The organism is Tateyamaria armeniaca, assembly GCF_045797845.1.
GTDB classification, from domain to species: domain Bacteria; phylum Pseudomonadota; class Alphaproteobacteria; order Rhodobacterales; family Rhodobacteraceae; genus Tateyamaria; species Tateyamaria armeniaca.
Window position 1 is genome coordinate 753,075 of the sequence record NZ_JBHDIY010000002.1, and the last position, 15,917, is coordinate 768,991.

18 protein-coding genes are annotated in these 15,917 nt (G+C 62.6%); all 18 read right to left on the reverse strand.

The annotated features are described in order from the left end of the window. Window positions 1–4: 4 nt before the first annotated feature. Window positions 5–1,993 carry a conjugal transfer protein TraG gene (locus tag ACERZ8_RS03695; RefSeq protein WP_407590774.1) on the reverse strand — a complete coding sequence of 663 codons (1,989 nt, stop codon included), beginning with the start codon at window positions 1,991–1,993 and terminating at the stop codon, window positions 5–7. 16 nt (window positions 1,994–2,009) lie between these two features. Next, a complete protein-coding gene (locus ACERZ8_RS03700) occupies window positions 2,010–3,776 on the reverse strand; it encodes a relaxase/mobilization nuclease domain-containing protein (RefSeq protein WP_407590775.1) in 1,767 nt (588 codons plus the stop codon). 247 nt (window positions 3,777–4,023) lie between these two features. Further along, a complete protein-coding gene (locus ACERZ8_RS03705; protein WP_407590777.1) occupies window positions 4,024–4,767 on the reverse strand; it encodes a lytic transglycosylase domain-containing protein in 744 nt (247 codons plus the stop codon). Window positions 4,768–4,770: 3 nt separating this feature from the next. Then, complete coding sequence (locus ACERZ8_RS03710) at window positions 4,771–5,106, reverse strand: DUF736 domain-containing protein (RefSeq protein WP_407590778.1); 336 nt, start codon at window positions 5,104–5,106, stop codon at window positions 4,771–4,773. Continuing rightward, window positions 5,090–5,680: a S26 family signal peptidase gene (locus ACERZ8_RS03715; RefSeq protein WP_407590780.1), complete on the reverse strand. Its 591-nt coding sequence runs from the start codon at window positions 5,678–5,680 to the stop codon at window positions 5,090–5,092. Before ACERZ8_RS03715 ends, ACERZ8_RS03710 begins: the two co-directional genes overlap by 17 nt. Then, window positions 5,677–6,195 (reverse strand): DUF2840 domain-containing protein, encoded by a 519-nt coding sequence (locus ACERZ8_RS03720; protein ID WP_407590781.1) that lies wholly within the window; start codon window positions 6,193–6,195, stop codon window positions 5,677–5,679. The genes ACERZ8_RS03715 and ACERZ8_RS03720 overlap by 4 nt, the downstream gene beginning before the upstream one ends. Next, the gene (locus ACERZ8_RS03725; RefSeq protein WP_407590782.1) at window positions 6,192–7,280 is read right to left on the reverse strand and encodes a replication initiator protein A; all 1,089 of its coding nucleotides are present in this window, start codon (window positions 7,278–7,280) and stop codon (window positions 6,192–6,194) included. Before ACERZ8_RS03725 ends, ACERZ8_RS03720 begins: the two co-directional genes overlap by 4 nt. Before the next feature lie 19 nt (window positions 7,281–7,299). After that, complete coding sequence (locus tag ACERZ8_RS03730) at window positions 7,300–7,584, reverse strand: helix-turn-helix transcriptional regulator (RefSeq protein ID WP_038076323.1); 285 nt, start codon at window positions 7,582–7,584, stop codon at window positions 7,300–7,302. 132 nt (window positions 7,585–7,716) lie between these two features. Next, entirely contained in the window at window positions 7,717–8,220 is a 504-nt protein-coding gene (locus ACERZ8_RS03735) for a DUF2285 domain-containing protein (protein ID WP_407590783.1), read from the reverse strand. Next, window positions 8,156–8,482, reverse strand: a complete 327-nt coding sequence (locus ACERZ8_RS03740; protein ID WP_407590784.1) for a transcriptional regulator domain-containing protein — start codon at window positions 8,480–8,482, stop codon at window positions 8,156–8,158. The genes ACERZ8_RS03735 and ACERZ8_RS03740 overlap by 65 nt, the downstream gene beginning before the upstream one ends. 103 nt (window positions 8,483–8,585) lie before the next feature. After that, the gene (locus tag ACERZ8_RS03745) at window positions 8,586–8,867 is read right to left on the reverse strand and encodes a DNA -binding domain-containing protein (protein WP_407590786.1); all 282 of its coding nucleotides are present in this window, start codon (window positions 8,865–8,867) and stop codon (window positions 8,586–8,588) included. 88 nt (window positions 8,868–8,955) lie between these two features. Continuing rightward, entirely contained in the window at window positions 8,956–9,204 is a 249-nt protein-coding gene (locus ACERZ8_RS03750) for a helix-turn-helix domain-containing protein (RefSeq protein ID WP_407590787.1), read from the reverse strand. Window positions 9,205–9,465: 261 nt separating this feature from the next. Beyond that, window positions 9,466–9,867 (reverse strand): single-stranded DNA-binding protein, encoded by a 402-nt coding sequence (locus ACERZ8_RS03755; protein ID WP_160764804.1) that lies wholly within the window; start codon window positions 9,865–9,867, stop codon window positions 9,466–9,468. A gap of 554 nt (window positions 9,868–10,421) precedes the next feature. Then, window positions 10,422–10,838 (reverse strand): hypothetical protein, encoded by a 417-nt coding sequence (locus tag ACERZ8_RS03760; protein WP_407590788.1) that lies wholly within the window; start codon window positions 10,836–10,838, stop codon window positions 10,422–10,424. A gap of 421 nt (window positions 10,839–11,259) precedes the next feature. Further along, window positions 11,260–12,330 (reverse strand): M48 family metalloprotease, encoded by a 1,071-nt coding sequence (locus ACERZ8_RS03765; protein WP_407590789.1) that lies wholly within the window; start codon window positions 12,328–12,330, stop codon window positions 11,260–11,262. 56 nt (window positions 12,331–12,386) lie between these two features. Then, entirely contained in the window at window positions 12,387–13,169 is a 783-nt protein-coding gene (locus ACERZ8_RS03770; RefSeq protein ID WP_407590791.1) for a hypothetical protein, read from the reverse strand. A gap of 405 nt (window positions 13,170–13,574) precedes the next feature. After that, the gene (locus tag ACERZ8_RS03775) at window positions 13,575–14,510 is read right to left on the reverse strand and encodes a DUF2493 domain-containing protein (protein ID WP_407590792.1); all 936 of its coding nucleotides are present in this window, start codon (window positions 14,508–14,510) and stop codon (window positions 13,575–13,577) included. Window positions 14,511–14,839: 329 nt separating this feature from the next. Further along, window positions 14,840–15,877, reverse strand: coding sequence for a DUF7146 domain-containing protein (locus ACERZ8_RS03780; RefSeq protein ID WP_407590793.1), 1,038 nt, complete (start codon window positions 15,875–15,877; stop codon window positions 14,840–14,842). Window positions 15,878–15,917 lie beyond the last annotated feature (40 nt).

The window sequence follows — 15,917 nt, forward strand, 5'->3', positions numbered from 1 at the left end:
GCCCTCAGAGATCGATGCCGTCATTGCGGTCGAGCGAAGCCTGCCGGGCCACTTGCCCCATCTGCTTGCGCAGGGCCTGACGTTGCCGTGCCGCCTCCTCCGGCTCGTCATCGAGTATCATCTCGAACTCGCGCGCCGGTTCTGTCGTCTTTTCCGGGGCTGCGGCCACACGCTCAGGCAAGTCAGGTTCCCGACGCAGGCCTGCATTCGCTTCGTCCGCATTGGTCGAAGCTGTCGAAGACCCCGCTGGCGTATCGGCTTCGATGGTGGGAAGCGATGACCATGGATCATCCTGCAGGACCGGATCTCCTTTCCGCGCTTCTGGCGGCGGCACTACGCGATCGACGAACCGTCTGTCCTCGAAATACCGTGCTTTCTTCGCGCGGATCGGCGGCGATCCTGCGACCATGACGATTTCGTCGTCGGGCGGGAGCTGCATGATCTCGCCCGGCGTCAGGAGTTGGCGCGCGGTCTCGGAGCGCGAGACCATGAGGTGACCCAGCCAGGGCGCCAGCCGGTGCCCGGCGTAGTTGCGCATCGCCTTCATCTCGGTCGCCGTACCGAGCGCATCCGAGACACGCTTGGCGGTCCGTTCGTCATTGGTGGCGAAGCTCACCCGGACATGGCAGTTGTCGAGAATGGCGTTATTCTGGCCATAGGCCTTCTCGATCTGGTTGAGCGACTGCGCGATCAAGAAGCTCTTGATCCCGTAGCCCGCCATGAAGGCCAGTGCGCTCTCGAAGAAGTCGAGCCGACCGAGTGCCGGAAATTCGTCGAGCATCATCAGAACACGATGGCGGCGGCGCGTATCTTTCAGATCTTCGGTCAGGCGGCGGCCGATCTGGTTCAGCACCAATCGGATCAGCGGCTTGGTGCGCGAGATGTCCGAAGGCGGCACGACGAGGTAAAGCGTTGTCGGATGTTCCGCGCCGATGAGATCGTCGATGCGCCAGTCGCAGCGCCGGGTCACATGGGCGACGACGGGGTCGCGGTAGAGGCCGAGGAAGGACATGGCCGTCGACAGAACGCCCGAGCGTTCGTTGTCGGACTTGTTCAGGAGTTCCCGGGCCGTGGAGGCGATCACGGGATGCGGCCCCGCCTCGCCCAGGTGGCGCGCTGTCATCATGGCCTCGAGGGTTTGCTCGATAGGGCGGCGCGGGTCGGACAGGAAGGCCGCTACGCCCGCGAGGGTCTTATCGCGTTCGGCGTAGAGCACATGCAGGATCGCGCCCACCAGCAGCGAATGTGAGGTCTTTTCCCAATGGTTGCGTTTTTCCAGCGAGCCTTCTGGATCGACCAGCACGTCGGCCACGTTCTGAACATCGCGTACCTCCCACTCACCGCGGCGGACCTCGAGTAACGGGTTGTAGGCGGCCGAGGTCATGCTGGTTGGTTCGAAACGCAGCACCCGGCCATGGCGTGCGCGGAACCCGGCCGTCAGGTCCCAGTTCTCGCCCTTGATGTCGTGGACGATAGCAGAGCCTGGCCAGGTCAGAAGCGACGGGACCACGAGGCCCACACCCTTGCCCGACCGGGTGGGCGCAAAGCAGAGGACATGCTCCGGCCCGTCGTGGCGCAGGTAGTCCGGATCTAGCTTGCCGAGCACGACACCATCGGAACCCAGCAGCCCGGCGGCCTCGACCTCGGCCCTGTTCGCCCAGCGGGCAGACCCATAGGTATCGACGTCGGCGGCCTCGCGCGCCCGGATGACGGACATGGTGATGGCCACGGCGATGGAGATGAACCCGCCCGAGGCCGCGATCGCGCCGCCCTCCCAGAACACCGTTCGCCCATAGGCGTCGTAGAAGTACCACCACCAGAAGAAGGCGGGCGGCGGGTAAATCGGCATGCCGAGGGCCTCGAACCACGGGCTGCCCAGTTGCGCCTGAAACCCCAGCCGCCACGCGACCCATTGCGTCGCGCCCCAGGTCGTCGTGAGCACGATCAGGAAGACGGCGAGGAGCTGTCCCCAGAGGATTTTCGTGGCGGTCATGGTCAGGGTCCTTTCGTCAGATGCCGAGCCCTCGCTTGCGCCCGAGGCTCCAGTCGATCCCACCGCCGCTGCGCGCGATCCCGGTGATGTGCTGGCCAAGGCGGGGCTCGATCTCGCGGGACCAGGGGACGAGCTGGAAACTGCGACCGCCGTCCGGGCCGAAACCCTCGATCATCGCGTAGCGGCCGGAGGTCAGACGGAGCTGCCGGGTGTAGGTGCCGGTCACATGCTCGCCGGGTTTCGCGGGTTGATGCTGGAGACCAGTCTCGGCCTCGAGCGTCCGGCCCGTGGCGTCGAGCTCGCGCTGCCGCAGGGTCGCGAGGAAATTGCGCTGAAAGATGATCCGCTGTCCCTGCCTTTGGGCCAGCCCTTCATCCACCAGATGTTCGGCACGGGCATCGAGGGCGTCCCGGACCTCCGCCCCGAACCCGCCCATCGCAAGCGGCATGCGGGAACGTTGGACCAGACGGTGATCGAGCCAGGTCGCGCCGGGCGCGGTGATCTGGCCCTGCAGGTCGAGATCGGACCGGTTGGCCAGGACAAGCGTCGGACGCGGATCGTCCGCGCCGCCGAAGCGGCGGACCTCGACGATGCCGCCAGACGCGGGAGTGTGCTCGAAGGCGTCCAGACCGCGGAAGCGGACATGATGCGCGCGCCCATCCGTCCCATCGATCACGGCATAGGCGGTGCCGGTCTGTTCGTCATGCAGGCCGGTCTCGACCAGGCGCCCGATGATCGGATCCCTTGGCGTGTCCGCGTCGATGGCGAAATCGGATAAGCCGCGGTCCTGCCCCCGCTCGGCGAAGGCGCGGTGCATCGTTTTGATGATGTCGCCGCGCTCGCCCAGGTCGCGGAGCGTGCGTTCGGCCTCGAGCCCGAGCATCCATTCGCCGGGGCGGCCTTCCGACGCGAGACCGAGTCTCCGAAGGTACTGAAGGCGGCCGATCATCAACCGGCGGATTTGCGGGTCCGCGGGTCCGGGTGCTGAGGGGCGCAGGTCGAGCAGACCGAGATCATCGGCCTGATAGCGCAGCTCCCGATCGAGGCGCGTCCAGCGTTCCGCCGTGACCTCCTGTTCGAGCGCATGCCGGATTTCGTGCTCCGGTTTCGGACCGAGCTCCAGCGCGACCAGATCCTCGGCGCGGGACCGCAGCCCGCTGCTGATGTAGTCGCGCGCGATCACGAGATCGCCGCCAAGATCATCCACGCCCCGGACGATCAGATGCACATGCGGATTGTCGGTGTTCCAGTGATCGACCGCGACCCAGTCGAGCCGCGTGCCGAGATCGGCTTCCATCCGCCGCGCGAGATCGCGGGTGAACCCGCGCAGGTCCTCCATATCAGAGGCATCCTCGGGCGAGATGATGAAGCGGAAATGGTGCCGATCATTCTCGCATCGGGCCGCGAAGTCGGAACCGTGCAGACCGTCGGTCTCGGCATCGAAAAGCAGGCCCTTCTCCCCATCCCGGCTGACGCCGTCGCGGCGCAGATAGGCAAGATGGGTCGAGAGCGGAGCCGCACGATAGGCCCGGCCCTTGTGACGGGCGATGCGGGCTTTGACGACAACGCGACGCGCGGGCGAGAACAGTCGGCTGCGCCCGAACCGGCCATGGCCGCGCCCGAAAGTCGAGTGTCCTGGCCGACCCGGACGACGAGACGGCCCGGTGTGCCCGGCCTTCTGAGCCGCGCGCAGCACCTGGTCCACGAAGCCTTTGGAACGCGGCGTTCGAGTGCTCCGGGGTTTGCCGGGCCTGATCCGGAAGTCGTGCTCGGATTCGGTCATGCACAGCCCCATCCGAGGACGGAAATACCCCTGTGCATGCAGAAGCATTGAAACCGCAGGGAAAATCCCGGAAACCTGCACACGTCCGAAAGGCATGCACGCGAAAACGCCAGTCCCGTCAGGGACTTGCGGCATTCGTGGCATGCCCTTTTATCTCGCCCTTTATCCTTCCCGCCCGTTGTCCGAGCGCGCCCTTCCACCGCGATTACGCCACGGCCTTCCAGAGCCTGAGAAAACGCGATCACGGTCATGGCCGTGTCTCCGCGCCGGGCCGAGCAACGAAAATGCTTGGATTGGGGGTGACTGGAGCCATTTCGCGGGTCGGTCGACCTGCATCCGGATTGCCAGCATTTCGCTGCGGACGCTCCGCCGATCTGTCGGTGAAGAGGGCTGCCTCGCGCCAAACGGCAACGATTGCGCGGCTCGGGAGCGGCGCCGCGCCGTCCAGACGTGGTGCCAGCATCGCGACATAGGCGCGGGTTTCGGCGGGCAACGGACGGCCCTCCGAGAGGTATGCGTCATACCGGCCCGGCCCCGCATTGTAGGCGGCAAGCATACCACCGACGGTGCCATAGCGATCGAGCATGGCGCGCAGATAGGCCGTGCCTGCGAGGATGTTGTCGCGCGGATCGAACGGGTCGGTTCCGAGACCGTGGTCCTGCCGCAAGAGGGTCCATGTTCCGGGCATGACCTGCATCAGTCCCAAGGCCCCGGCATGGCTGACCGCACGTGCATCGCCCGCGCTTTCGGCCTGCATTACGGCACGGATCCAGTGCTCCGGGATCGCGAAGCGTACCGAGGCTTCGGCAATTGCGGCGGCATGGGGATCGCGGGCTGGATCGCGGATGACGACCGGGATTTCGGCGAGAGCCGGACCACTGATCGGTGTTGTCACGGCAAGGCCAGAAAGAAGGAAGGCAGCCCAGATTTGCGCGATGCAAGGTCGCTCGACTGTGATCCGGTTGTTGCGTTTCGAGCTGATCAGCGCCATCGCTTACGCCGCCCCGTTGCGCTTGGGCGGACGGTTCCATTGCAGCGACCAGACCGAGCTTTCGCCGTTGCGGAAGAGATTGGCGCGGATGGGCTGCGCCAGCATCGGGTCATCGATCAGCACCGAGAAGTACTCGCCGGCCTTTTCCCCGGTGCGCGACCAGGCCGCGCCGATTTCACGGGCGAGGTCGCCGTCACCGTGAAACAGGCGGTAGTCGGGTGCGTTCTCGACTTCGGTCGGCTCGGCCTTGCTCAGTGTAATCTCGAGGTCGAGTGTGAGTGTCCGGACATATCCGGCAAAGCCGGATTTCGTGCGGGTGAATTCACCGATCTGGGGCATGGCGTGCCTCCTTTCTGTTGCGGTGTTGTGTGGATTCCGGATGCGCCGACCCTGCGATGGCGCCGTTGGAAACAGTCCAAAGCGGTGTCAGCCGGGCGGTTATCGTGGTAAGCGGCAACGGCCCGAAATACCGCCCGTCGAGGCTGTGCGGCGCATCCGGGTTCATGAGGAAGACTTCGCCAGCACCGAGCCGAAGACAGCCCCGCCATACGGGCAAATCGCGGCCGTAGCGGTCCTGCGCATGGGCTTGGCCAAGACGGCGATGATCGACGGTGATCCTGTCGCCCGAGCGGCAGACCAATGCTCCTTCGAGCGCCACGACATGCTTGAGCAGCGGCACGCCGCGCGGCAGATATCCGCGGGAAGCAAGGAAATCCGAAAGCGCCGGGGGTGGTGCAGCGGCCACCAGATCCCCGATGGCCAATCGTTCGACAGTGTGCAGCCGATAGAGCCCGACGGAAACGCTCGCGCTGGCATTCCACAGTAAACGCGGCGACCATTGAACGACTGCGGGAATGACGATCAGGGTGACCGACAGGGCCGACGCCCAGACGATGGTGCGCCGCGCCTTCATAGCCCGAGGCTCCGCCGCTTGAGCCAGGCGCGGTGCTGGAGACGGGTATAGGAATGGGCCGGTTGCGCGGTGGCCAGACGATTGTGCAGGTGTCGCCAGTAGTCCGGCGAGGCATCCGCCGGGTCGATGCCAAGCGTCTCGATAGCGTCGATCGTCTGCAACACGCGTTCGACCTTGGGCCAGCTATGGGTAGAGAGCAGCAATGTCCCTCCAGGCCGTAGATAGGGCAGCGTTTGAAGGGGAGTTCCGGGCTTCGCAGCCTGCAGGATGTCGAAGCGCGAGAGGACCGTGCCATAGGCGTTGGCCGCCCAGCGGTTGACCCCGAAGATCGTCCCCGGCGCGAAGCCAAAGCGGCGCCGAGAAAGATCAACACGCTCTTCGGAGACCGGATGGCCGAACCGAATCCACTGTTCGATCTGGCCCTCCTTCCAGGTCAGCTCGACAAAGGTCAGGTCGCCTTCGCTACCGATACCCTGTGCACCAACCTGGCGCGGTTCGGAGCGGATCGAGCTCATGTCGCCGCCCTCCTCGAAGTGCCGAGAGGTCGCTCGGGCGTGTCATTCTGAGGGCCCGTTTCGAGGGATTGAGCGCGTCCACATGCGGGCTTATCCCCTGCGGGGGCAGCGCAACAAGAGTTAGATTCTGAGTTAGAATCTAAGTTACGGTCCAGAATTCTGTCGTCTTTTGAAATGGATGAACCCAAACCGGGTTCCCGATAGCACGAGGGTCCGGTTCCCGATGGCACGATACCCGGGGTTCCCGATGGCACGAGCCCGTCCACAGCTTGTCCACGGGGCTCGAAGGCGAGCAGTCGTCGCCCCCGCGCCTCGATCTCGAGCGCCAGGCGATAGCCCGGCAATGGCTGTCGGCGGATGATGTCCCGCAGCTCGAAGGCAAACCGCTTGAAGGGCGAGAGGCTGCCGGATTTGATATGGAGATGTCGGAACTCGAACCGCCACCCAGCCTTTTGGCGGCCACCATGCTTGCGCACGAGGCGATAGAGCCAGCGATCGAGGCCGCCCGTCAGATCGAAATAGGCGCGGTCGATGGTCAGGATCAGTGTGTCATTGATGACCGCCCGATAGAACCAGTCCGGCACGATCAGCTCGATTCCGTCTGGGCGACCGCCGGTATCGATCCGTTCGGTCCACTCGTTGATCCAGGAAAAACGGTGCCGACGTCCTTCGGCCGGCTGGCGGATCGAGGTGCAGACCGTCGTCGATTGCAGCCTATCGAGCGCAGCCTTCAGCCGATGATAATCGCGGGCCGAAGTGCCCCGACCGATGAAGGTGAGTATCTGGTACGGCGTCGCCGCTATGAGCCGCGACGTGCGCAACCCGGAATCGCGTGCCTCGACGATCTGGCTTGCGGCCCAGATCAGGATATCGGCGTCCCAGATCGTAGCCATCCCGTGGTCCGCCACGGCCTCTACGCGGATTTCGATGCCGCCCGCTGCGAACTCGATGGGCCGGGTGCGATGGGTCTTGGACAAGGAAAAAAAGGGATAGGACATGAGATCCTGCGCGTCCCGTACTGCGAACTCGCCGGGGAGCGCGTGGAACAGATCGAGCTGGCCGCGTTCTGACGCACTGCGGGACATCTTGGACGTCTCGACCGGATCAGCGGAAGGCCCGGCCCGCGGGCGGGGTCGCGGTCAGCACATGGCGTTTCGCGGGCAACACGCGTCCTCCGCGTGGATCGGACGTCGAGGTCACGGCACCGCGCTGGACCCAAGCCTCGAGATCCTCGATCGAATAGACGACGCGCCCACCCAGCTTGTGATAGGCCGGGCCGGTGCCATAGGTACGATGCTTCTCAAGGGTGCGCGCGGACAGGCTGAGAAACTGCGCGGCCTCCTTGGTGCGCAGATAGCGCGGCGGCAGGGGAGCGTGGTCTGGTCGCATGGAAAGCCTCCTTGGGGTCCGTGAGGCCGCCGGACAACGGCGGCTGGTTGCGGCCACGATGGCGAAGTGCGACGGGTGGGATGGAGTGCGAAGATGGGGGTGCGGAAAACGCACAGCGAAAAAACAGAAGGTCTATCGATGCACATCGGGACGCAGTAGTGATCGGTAACCGCCCTCTACCAGTCTTTTGGCATCACGGATCAGCCTGATCACGGCGAAGCGCTCGGGGGCGCTTTGCCACTCGTCCCGGCTGACCCGGGATAGCCGAAAGACCACTTCAGCAATCTCGCGTTGCGACGCGCCGACTACGCGTCCGTCAAATGCTTGCAACATGCGCTTGGCACGCAGTCGTTTCTGGCGGGTGAGGCGCTTGTCTGCAGGTACCTTTCGGCCATGCAGCCGCGCGAGCAAGCTGTAGACAGCCTCTAGACGGGCAAAGCCATCCTGATCGAGTGGGACGATCGCCACAAACGCATCATCGTCGGGATCCGATTGCAGAACCTGCAGGCGACGTTGCCCGCCAACGCCAAGAAGATGGTGGAGGCCGTCATGGGCGTAACGGATGGTCCCTTCAAGCAGGATCGTCGGTTCCGCCGCGCCGCTCAGGACCTCCGGAATCTTCTGCAGCACGATCACCGACGGATCCACCGTTGGGGCCCAGAGTGCGCAGGCCTTTGGAGCCGGGAGGTTGGGATCGGCCGCGAAATCGTAACCCCCATTTGTCGAGGAGCGCGTCTTTCAGAGACGCGTCGTCCGGTGCGGCCTTGGAAAGGGTCGCATAGTCCTTTGCGTAGCGCTTGTTGCGGCGCAGCCATTCCCAGGCAAGATCGGACGCGCTCAGGTCTTCGACGTAGTCGTACTCTGCCGAGGAACGCCAGCCGGAGCGTTCCGACGGCATGACAAATCCCGTTCGTCAACTTCCCTGAAACGGCCTGATTTTACACGTATTGATTGATTTCCGGGAGTCCGGCCCACCCGACATGAGCGAGTTTCGGCGTGACTCAGCCGTTCGGGCCGTCACCCCCCTGCCGAAGCAGGTCGCGGTAGCCGTGCTCGGTCATCCAGCGGGCCCGCGCGAGGTGACTATCATAGACGCTCCTGCAGCGATCGGGATCATGCATCGGATCGAGGCCAAACAGGACTTCGACCACTTCCTGCCAATCGGCCCCTTCCTCGGCAGCGTCGAAAATGCGGAGGTAGAGAACCATATGAGCATGGTCGTAGTCGGTCAGCGTTTCGCTGTCCGGCGGAGCATCCAGAAATGTCGTCTCGCCCTGTGCCATTTGCCTACAGGATCGCAGAAACGACCCCCCTCCCAAAGTTGCCTTTCCGTACAGGCGCGCCACCGAAACCCGCATCAACCGGTTACGATCACTTGGCCTTTTTCGCCTTGGTCACATCGATCAAGACACCTTCACCTTGGTCCAAACGCAGAAAGGTGATCCCTGCATCCTCGAACACCCGCCGCACCTGATCCTCGGTCGACTCGTAGACACGAAGATCCTTCTCGGATTCGAGCCTCTTCAGTGCGGTCAGTGATACCAGGGCCTTATCGGCTAGCTCCTGCTGCGTCCATCCCAGCAATGCGCGCGCGGCCCGTGATTGTCGGGCGGTGATCATGATGATCACCTCCCACCTGGCCATTCACACATGCCAGAACTACGACTATTTTAGTCGCGTTTCCGGAGGCTTGCCAGTGATCATCGCGGTCAGTGGCCGTTTCGGGCATTGGATCGCGCAGGAGCCGACCAAGGCGCAACTCACCGCGAATTCGGTGGCTGCGCGCGGCGGGATGTCGCCGAGTGATACGAATTGTGATCGGCGTCCGATAGTGCCATCGGGGAAGCCCGGCGGCTCGCGCCGCCGGGCTTCGGTGCTGTGTCAGGACTGGTCGTCCTCATCGTCGATGAGGGAGGGCTCCTCGTCCTCGGCCTGCTTGGCCTTGGTCAGGAAGTCGACCGTCTCGGCGATGATCTCGCAGCCGTAGCGATCGACACCCGCGGCGTCGGTCCACTTGGTGTAGTGGATACGGCCACGGACCAGGAGCTTCATCCCCTTCTCGCAGTACTGCTGGACCGTCTTGCCGAGGCCGTTGAAGCAGGTGATGCGGTGCCATTCGGTGTCCTGGACGCGGTAGCCGTTTTCGTCGCGGACAACCCGGCCCTCGGAATAGCGCGGGCGGGAGGTGGCAAGGGTGAAGGTGGTGATCGAGGTGCCGCCCTGGGTGGTGCGGGTTTCGGGGGTCTGGCCGATGTTGCCGGCGAGGATGACGATGTTCTGCATGGTATGTCTCCGTTGCTTCATCCGGAGGGACCGTCCCTCCGATGAGGCCCGTCAAAGACCGCTGGACGGGGCCTGCACGGGCACCCCCGGTGTCCGCTCGACCCCCAAAGGCGGGACGTGGCGCGGGCAGGCGTGGAACACGCCAACACGGGTCCCTCCGCGCGGGGTTGCTGGCCTCGGCCGGACGGGCTTAGGGGATCAATCAGGAGGAGGGACAGGTCTTCTCGGGGGAGCCCCAACGGGGACGTAGTGCCGAACAATCTTCCTCGCGAAGGGCGACTTGGCCCCCAGATCACGCGCCCATCAGCAATCGGCCTCACGCACCACCGTCGCGTGCCACAGCTGCGCCGTGTCCAATGGCCAGAAACCGCAGGCAGAACCGAGCACGTCAGGCATCGTTCACCGCACTCACAGGCATCGGCCTGGCTGGTCCATCGTCATAGGGCGAGAGAGGGGTGATACGGAGTCTTGGCCTGCGATCACCCAAGGACCGTCACAGCGCAGATTTCCACTGCGCCTGCGATCAACTGACGAGGGACGACCGCAACTAAGGGCTAAGGGTCGAGAAGCCCCTCTCCCAAGGCATTGAGGTTGATCATCGCCGCAACGGCGACGACCGCGCCGCAGCCGCCGCAGAGAAGTGTCAGCAGGACACCTGGATCGAGCGCATGTTTCGCCACGCCATGGGCCAGCGCGTAGCCGGCCACGGCGGCGGGTACCGCAAAGAAACCGAGTGCCCCAAGGCGGAGGAACGGGTTCCGAGCAAAGCCGAGAATGGCGATCACGAGGCCGACGGAGAGCGCCGCCCCCGCCAGTCCGGCGAGGAAGGACAGGCCGAAACCGGCACCGCCACCATGAATCTGCAGGAACGCTGCGATCCCGGCCATCACCGGCAGCGCGAAGACCGCAAAGCGGAAGGCCAGAACGCCGAGGGCGATGGACAGAGAGATGGCAAGAAGAACAAGCGACATGGACGCCTCCATGGGTCAGTGACTTTGGGGATCACTACAGGCTGCCCGAATGTGCGCACCGCCTGCGACTATGCTGCTTCGCCGGTTCTGCTGGCTGGATTATGCCTCAAGATCATGTGTTTACCAAGCCGAGCGATGCACGACAGCGAACCTTCGCGCATGATCCAGCGAAGGGCGGGCCTGTGGGAGCCTCCTGCCTTTCGCCGCATGCGCACCTCCGTTCGAGCAACATGCCCGGAAGGCGGACTGAGCTTCTCTGTGCACATCCCCTAGAGCTGACATTCAGGCAGAGCTCATTGATCGGCTCTTCTGCGTGCTTACTAGCTGCATTCACAAAGTTGTGGACTGACCGCCATCTCGCCCACGAGACGATTTGCACCCGCGGAAGTCTCGCAACCTTCCACACTCAGTTTGCGTCATTCTAGCGATGAAGGCGGTCGCATACCAGCGCCGCAATTTCCTCTCGAATGGAGCCAAGCTTGCCACCAAAAGACGCGAAACTGCGATGTCTTACGTCTAAACTGAACAGCACCGGCGCGAGACCCCTAATGCGCTCTTTTGCTGGCGGGTGGGTCTGGACAAGTGCATTGTCGTCGGAAGGCTTGGCGCTCCGCGACCAAATTTCCTCCAGAACAAGAACGATAGAGAAGAAAATATAGGGAGCAGCCAGAGCTGACTTTAATCGCATGGCTTTGGCGAAGTCCTCTCCAGAAAAGCGCCCGTCAAGAACTCGGTCAAGCGTCGAGGTGTCGATTGTCTTGAGTGAAGGTGTCTCTAGGGATATCTTGTAACCGATTGCATCAGCTTGAAATTCCTCTTCTTGCTGCCGGGAGAGCACCGCGACCTTACCTTTTGGTGTTGGCAACATGTTGCGTGAACCATCCGCCTCAAGATGACCAGCCGCTATATGTCCATATTCGTGGCATAAAACAAAGTGCCAACATGCCATTGCAAGCGTCCCGGCAAGCAGCCCGCTCTCCCCACCCGAAAGCAATGCCGGGCCTGCCAAAGAGCTTCCATACGAAATGTATGCATAAAAAATGTCTGCCAAAATGGATATGGTTTCTTCGGTTGGGTGTATACTTCCTTCTGAATCCCGCTCAAACCTTACAATAACCTCACAGACTTGTCGCAGAAATGGAGAAATGCCGGAGTTGATTAAAACCAGGAAGCCACTGCTCACCGCTACCGTTTCGGCATTAAGAGAACCAGTTGGGAACTCGCAAAATAAGGTTCTATTCAAGAGATCCGCTTGTGCTGCATAGTGCTCCGTGAGAAAGCGACGCAGATGGCTAGCAGAGCGATCTAACGAATGTCGGCTTATGTCGGGATTTTCACCTTCCGAGCGCATTGCGGCGCGCCTTTTTGCTACGTCAGCATACATTTCATTGATGTGTTTGTCGAAATCACTTTGCGAAGGTTTTTGAGTAATCGATTTTAGTACCTCATTCTCTAGAAATCGGGCATTATCCGGAGCCTTGGGCTCGGTCATCCCGTACTCACTGAGGAAGGAGATGTAATCTTGCCGAAGCGCGCATCTCGCAGTCGTCACGGGGATGCTAACTCCAAGCGGATTCGGCTCCGCACGCCTGGCTGCGATATTATAGTTGCTGGGTCAGGCATTTCAATATCGGTAGGGAGCATGTTTCTTCTTTTGAACTTTGGTGTGCTAAATGGGCGCAGCTTAAGGTGAGATAGCTGAAAGAAGGGAGTAGTGCCCTTTGCCGAGAGCATCTTAAAAAGATCCCCCTTCTGACGCTTCAATGATATCTGCGCACTCGCGTCGATTAGTGCTCTGCAGTCATTACTGTGGCTGCCGGAAATCTTGAATTCTAGCGATGCCCCCTTCTCCTTGGCGACAATGATGGTTGCTAAGTCCGCTTTGACTATGTCAGTCACTACAAAAAAATCCCGCTTCCATTCGCCGGATACATACTTATCGATGATGGATGCTTCCAAGCTCGGAGCCTCAACGAGACTTAGGGAAGATGAGTCGTTTATCTCCACTAAGAATGAGCCTTCTGTCTGGAATCCAATATGTAGGGAGATATCTCCGGAATGCTCAAATCCTTCCTGAACTCGGTGTTTGGCGTCAGATGTAAAGTCGACAGAAAAGCTCAACCCGGAGGAGATCTCAAGTGGGCCTCGCGCAGAGCTTCTCTTTATCTTATACGGAATTGAATAGTCATCCAGAGATCCAATTCTTTCAAATTGGGAATTATTCAATCTGCCCACGTCTCCCAATGAGTATACTTTGCTGGGCAGCCAGGCAGCCCAGTAATCGTCCATAAATTCCTTCACGCCCCTTGTGTAAAAGTTCGCAGGATTCATGTCGAAGTCTCCAGATACCGTGACTCTAAAAAAGACCGTAACGCAAGGTGATCCATCCTAGCATAAACAAAGTGGCAGGTGAGGTCTTGCAAGTAAACGGCAAACCGCCTCGATACTGCGTTCCAAGTCAACGACCATGAGCTTCACTAGCGAGTTTGAACCCCTTAGTCAGATGACGGTGTACGCCCGTTCGTCGTCCTTCGCACGCGAGACGAAGGTCCGCATTGCCGGTGGAAGAGCTCTAGGCGAGGGCCATGTTTGGGTTGAGACCGAACAAACGTACTTGCAGCATACGACTGCCCGGAGAGTGCAAGTTTGGTCTCGAACCTAAAGTCTGCTGCAATGAGCATGAAGTCCGGTCTGACGCAGTAGCCGCGTGATGTGCATATCGAGAGAACGCGGCGCTCACGCGCCGCCCTCGTGCTTCAGGACTGGAATGCCCAGCTTGCGGGCCTTGTCGGCAAGGTTCTCCTGGATCCCGGTGCCGGGGAAGACAAGTACGCCAATCGGTAGGACGTCCAGCATTGCATCGTTACGCCTGAATGGGGCCGAGCGGCCGTGCTTGGTCCATTCGGGTCGGAAGGCGACCTGCGGCACCTTGCGGTGATCGGCCCAGCGGGAGGCGATGAGTTCCGCGCCTTTCGGTGAGCCGCCGTGCAGCAGCACCAAGTCCGGGTGCTTGGCGTGTACCCGGTCGAGCTGCGCCCAGATCAGGCGGTGATCGTTGAACACCGCCCCGCCGGTCACGGCCACCTTGGGGCCTTCGGGCAAAAGCAGCTGCGCCTCGGCCCGCCGCCGGGCGGCAAGGAAATCCCGGCTGTCGATCATCGCGGCGGTCAGATTCCGATGGCTGACGCGCGAGCCGTTCCGGGGATGCCATGGCTTGCCGAGGTGATGCTCGAAACCCTCGGCTGCGAGGTCGCGGAAGAGTTCCAGCGCGGTGCGGCGTTCGACCATGCTCTGCCCCTCGGCCACGAGGCGTTCGAGTTCGAGGGATTTCACCTCGGAGCCATCTTGTTCCCGCTGCAAGCGGCGCTGCGCCTGTTCGTTGTCGTCGAGCTGCCGCTCGGCCCGCGTCAGCGCCCGGTGGAAGAGGTTGACCGCGCCCCAGAGCAGTTCGTCGAGATCGGGTTCGAGGCGCGTATCACCCAGCGTCGCGACATGGGCGTCGAGGATATCTGCGACAGCACCGGCGATCAGGTCGCCATCGGGCAAGGGGCGCGGATCGGGCTCATCCTCGTATGGGCGCCAGCCGTAGAGCTGGAGTTCGGTCAGGACATGGGCGGTCGAGGACGTGCTGTGATGCGGCTCGTGGGCATCGGTTTCGGGATCGAGGGTCATCTGCGGGTTCCTTCCTCGGGGGAGCCGCGCGCCACACGCGGCCTTCGTGGCAGAAACGCGCCCACGGGCGGGACGGCCGGGCAGCCCGAGGCCTTCGCGAGGGCCTTGATGGCCAAGCCCGGCTATTTTGTCTCGCGATGCAAAGCGCCCCAACGGGGCGCGGCGGAAAATAGCCGGAGCGCGGCCATTGCCGGGCCGTGCCGATTGTGGGCCTCCTGCCCTCTGAGAAGGACGTGCGCGCCGGCCTTTCCCGTGGATGGGTTCCGCGCGGCAAATCCCACCGAAAGCAATGCTGCGAGCCGTGCAGAGCCAGCCGGATTGCCGCCGTGTCACACCGGCATGAACCGCTCGGCGTCCTCGGCGTGGAGACGAAGCCGCAACCGCGCCCGCAAGGCTGCCAGACCGTAGCGCCGGAGATCGTCGTTGAAGTCGCCCAGCCGCGGCGTGAGGGTCACCGCCTCGATCCCGATCTCGGCTGCGCGCGGCTGCAGTCGATCACTTGCCGCCGCGCCTGCGGGATCACGGTCGCGCAACACGTAGAGTCGCTGCAGCCCTGCGGGAAACCGGGTGGCGGCCAGGTGTCCCGACGACAGCGCCGCTAGGGCGGGTATTTCGGGCAGAGCCGAGCGCACGGAAAGAACCGTCTCGATCCCCTCGCCCGCGACGAGCACGTCAGCGGGCACGCCGAACCGCACCGCATTCCCGAGCAACGCCCCCATCGCTCGCCGCGGTGTGTCGATATCGGCCTTGGCGCTCCCGTCCGGGCGCAGCCAGGTGCGATGGGTCCCGGTATGGCGGCCTTCGAGATCGGTGATGGCGGCCAGCATGGCCGGAAGCCGCGCAACCGAACCGCCGGCCTCTGGCCGATAGAAACAGGCGGAATGGAACCGCAGGCTTGGCATTCGGTCAGCCGTTCCGATGCCACGCCCGCGCAGATAGTTTTCCACTGGAGTGGCGCGGATCGGAACACCCATCGCGAACAGACGCCGCGCCGCTTCCTGGGATCCGGTGGCAGCTGATGGCCGTGAATGTGGAGAATGCTGTCGGGGTGGATCAAGTAAGGGCAGGCTCAGGAAGCGTCGGGCCTCATCGGCAACGTCCTTGAAGTCGACCAAGCCGCAGCTCTCGCGGATAACATCGAGCAGATCGCCGTGCTCCCCCGTGGCTGCGTCGGTCCACTTTCCGGCCGCACGGGTGCCGGACAGAGGCCCGGATAGCCGAACATACATGGATCGACCCGGATTGTTCTGAGCATCACCCACCAGCCAGTAGTGACCCTGTTTCCGACCGTTCGAAAGATAGTGTCGGCACACCGTTTCGGCATTCCGGGCAAGCTGGTGCGAAAGCTCGGTAGCGGGGCTCGGCATGGCAGTCTCCATCAGGCTTGGACGAAATCAGGGGCCCGCC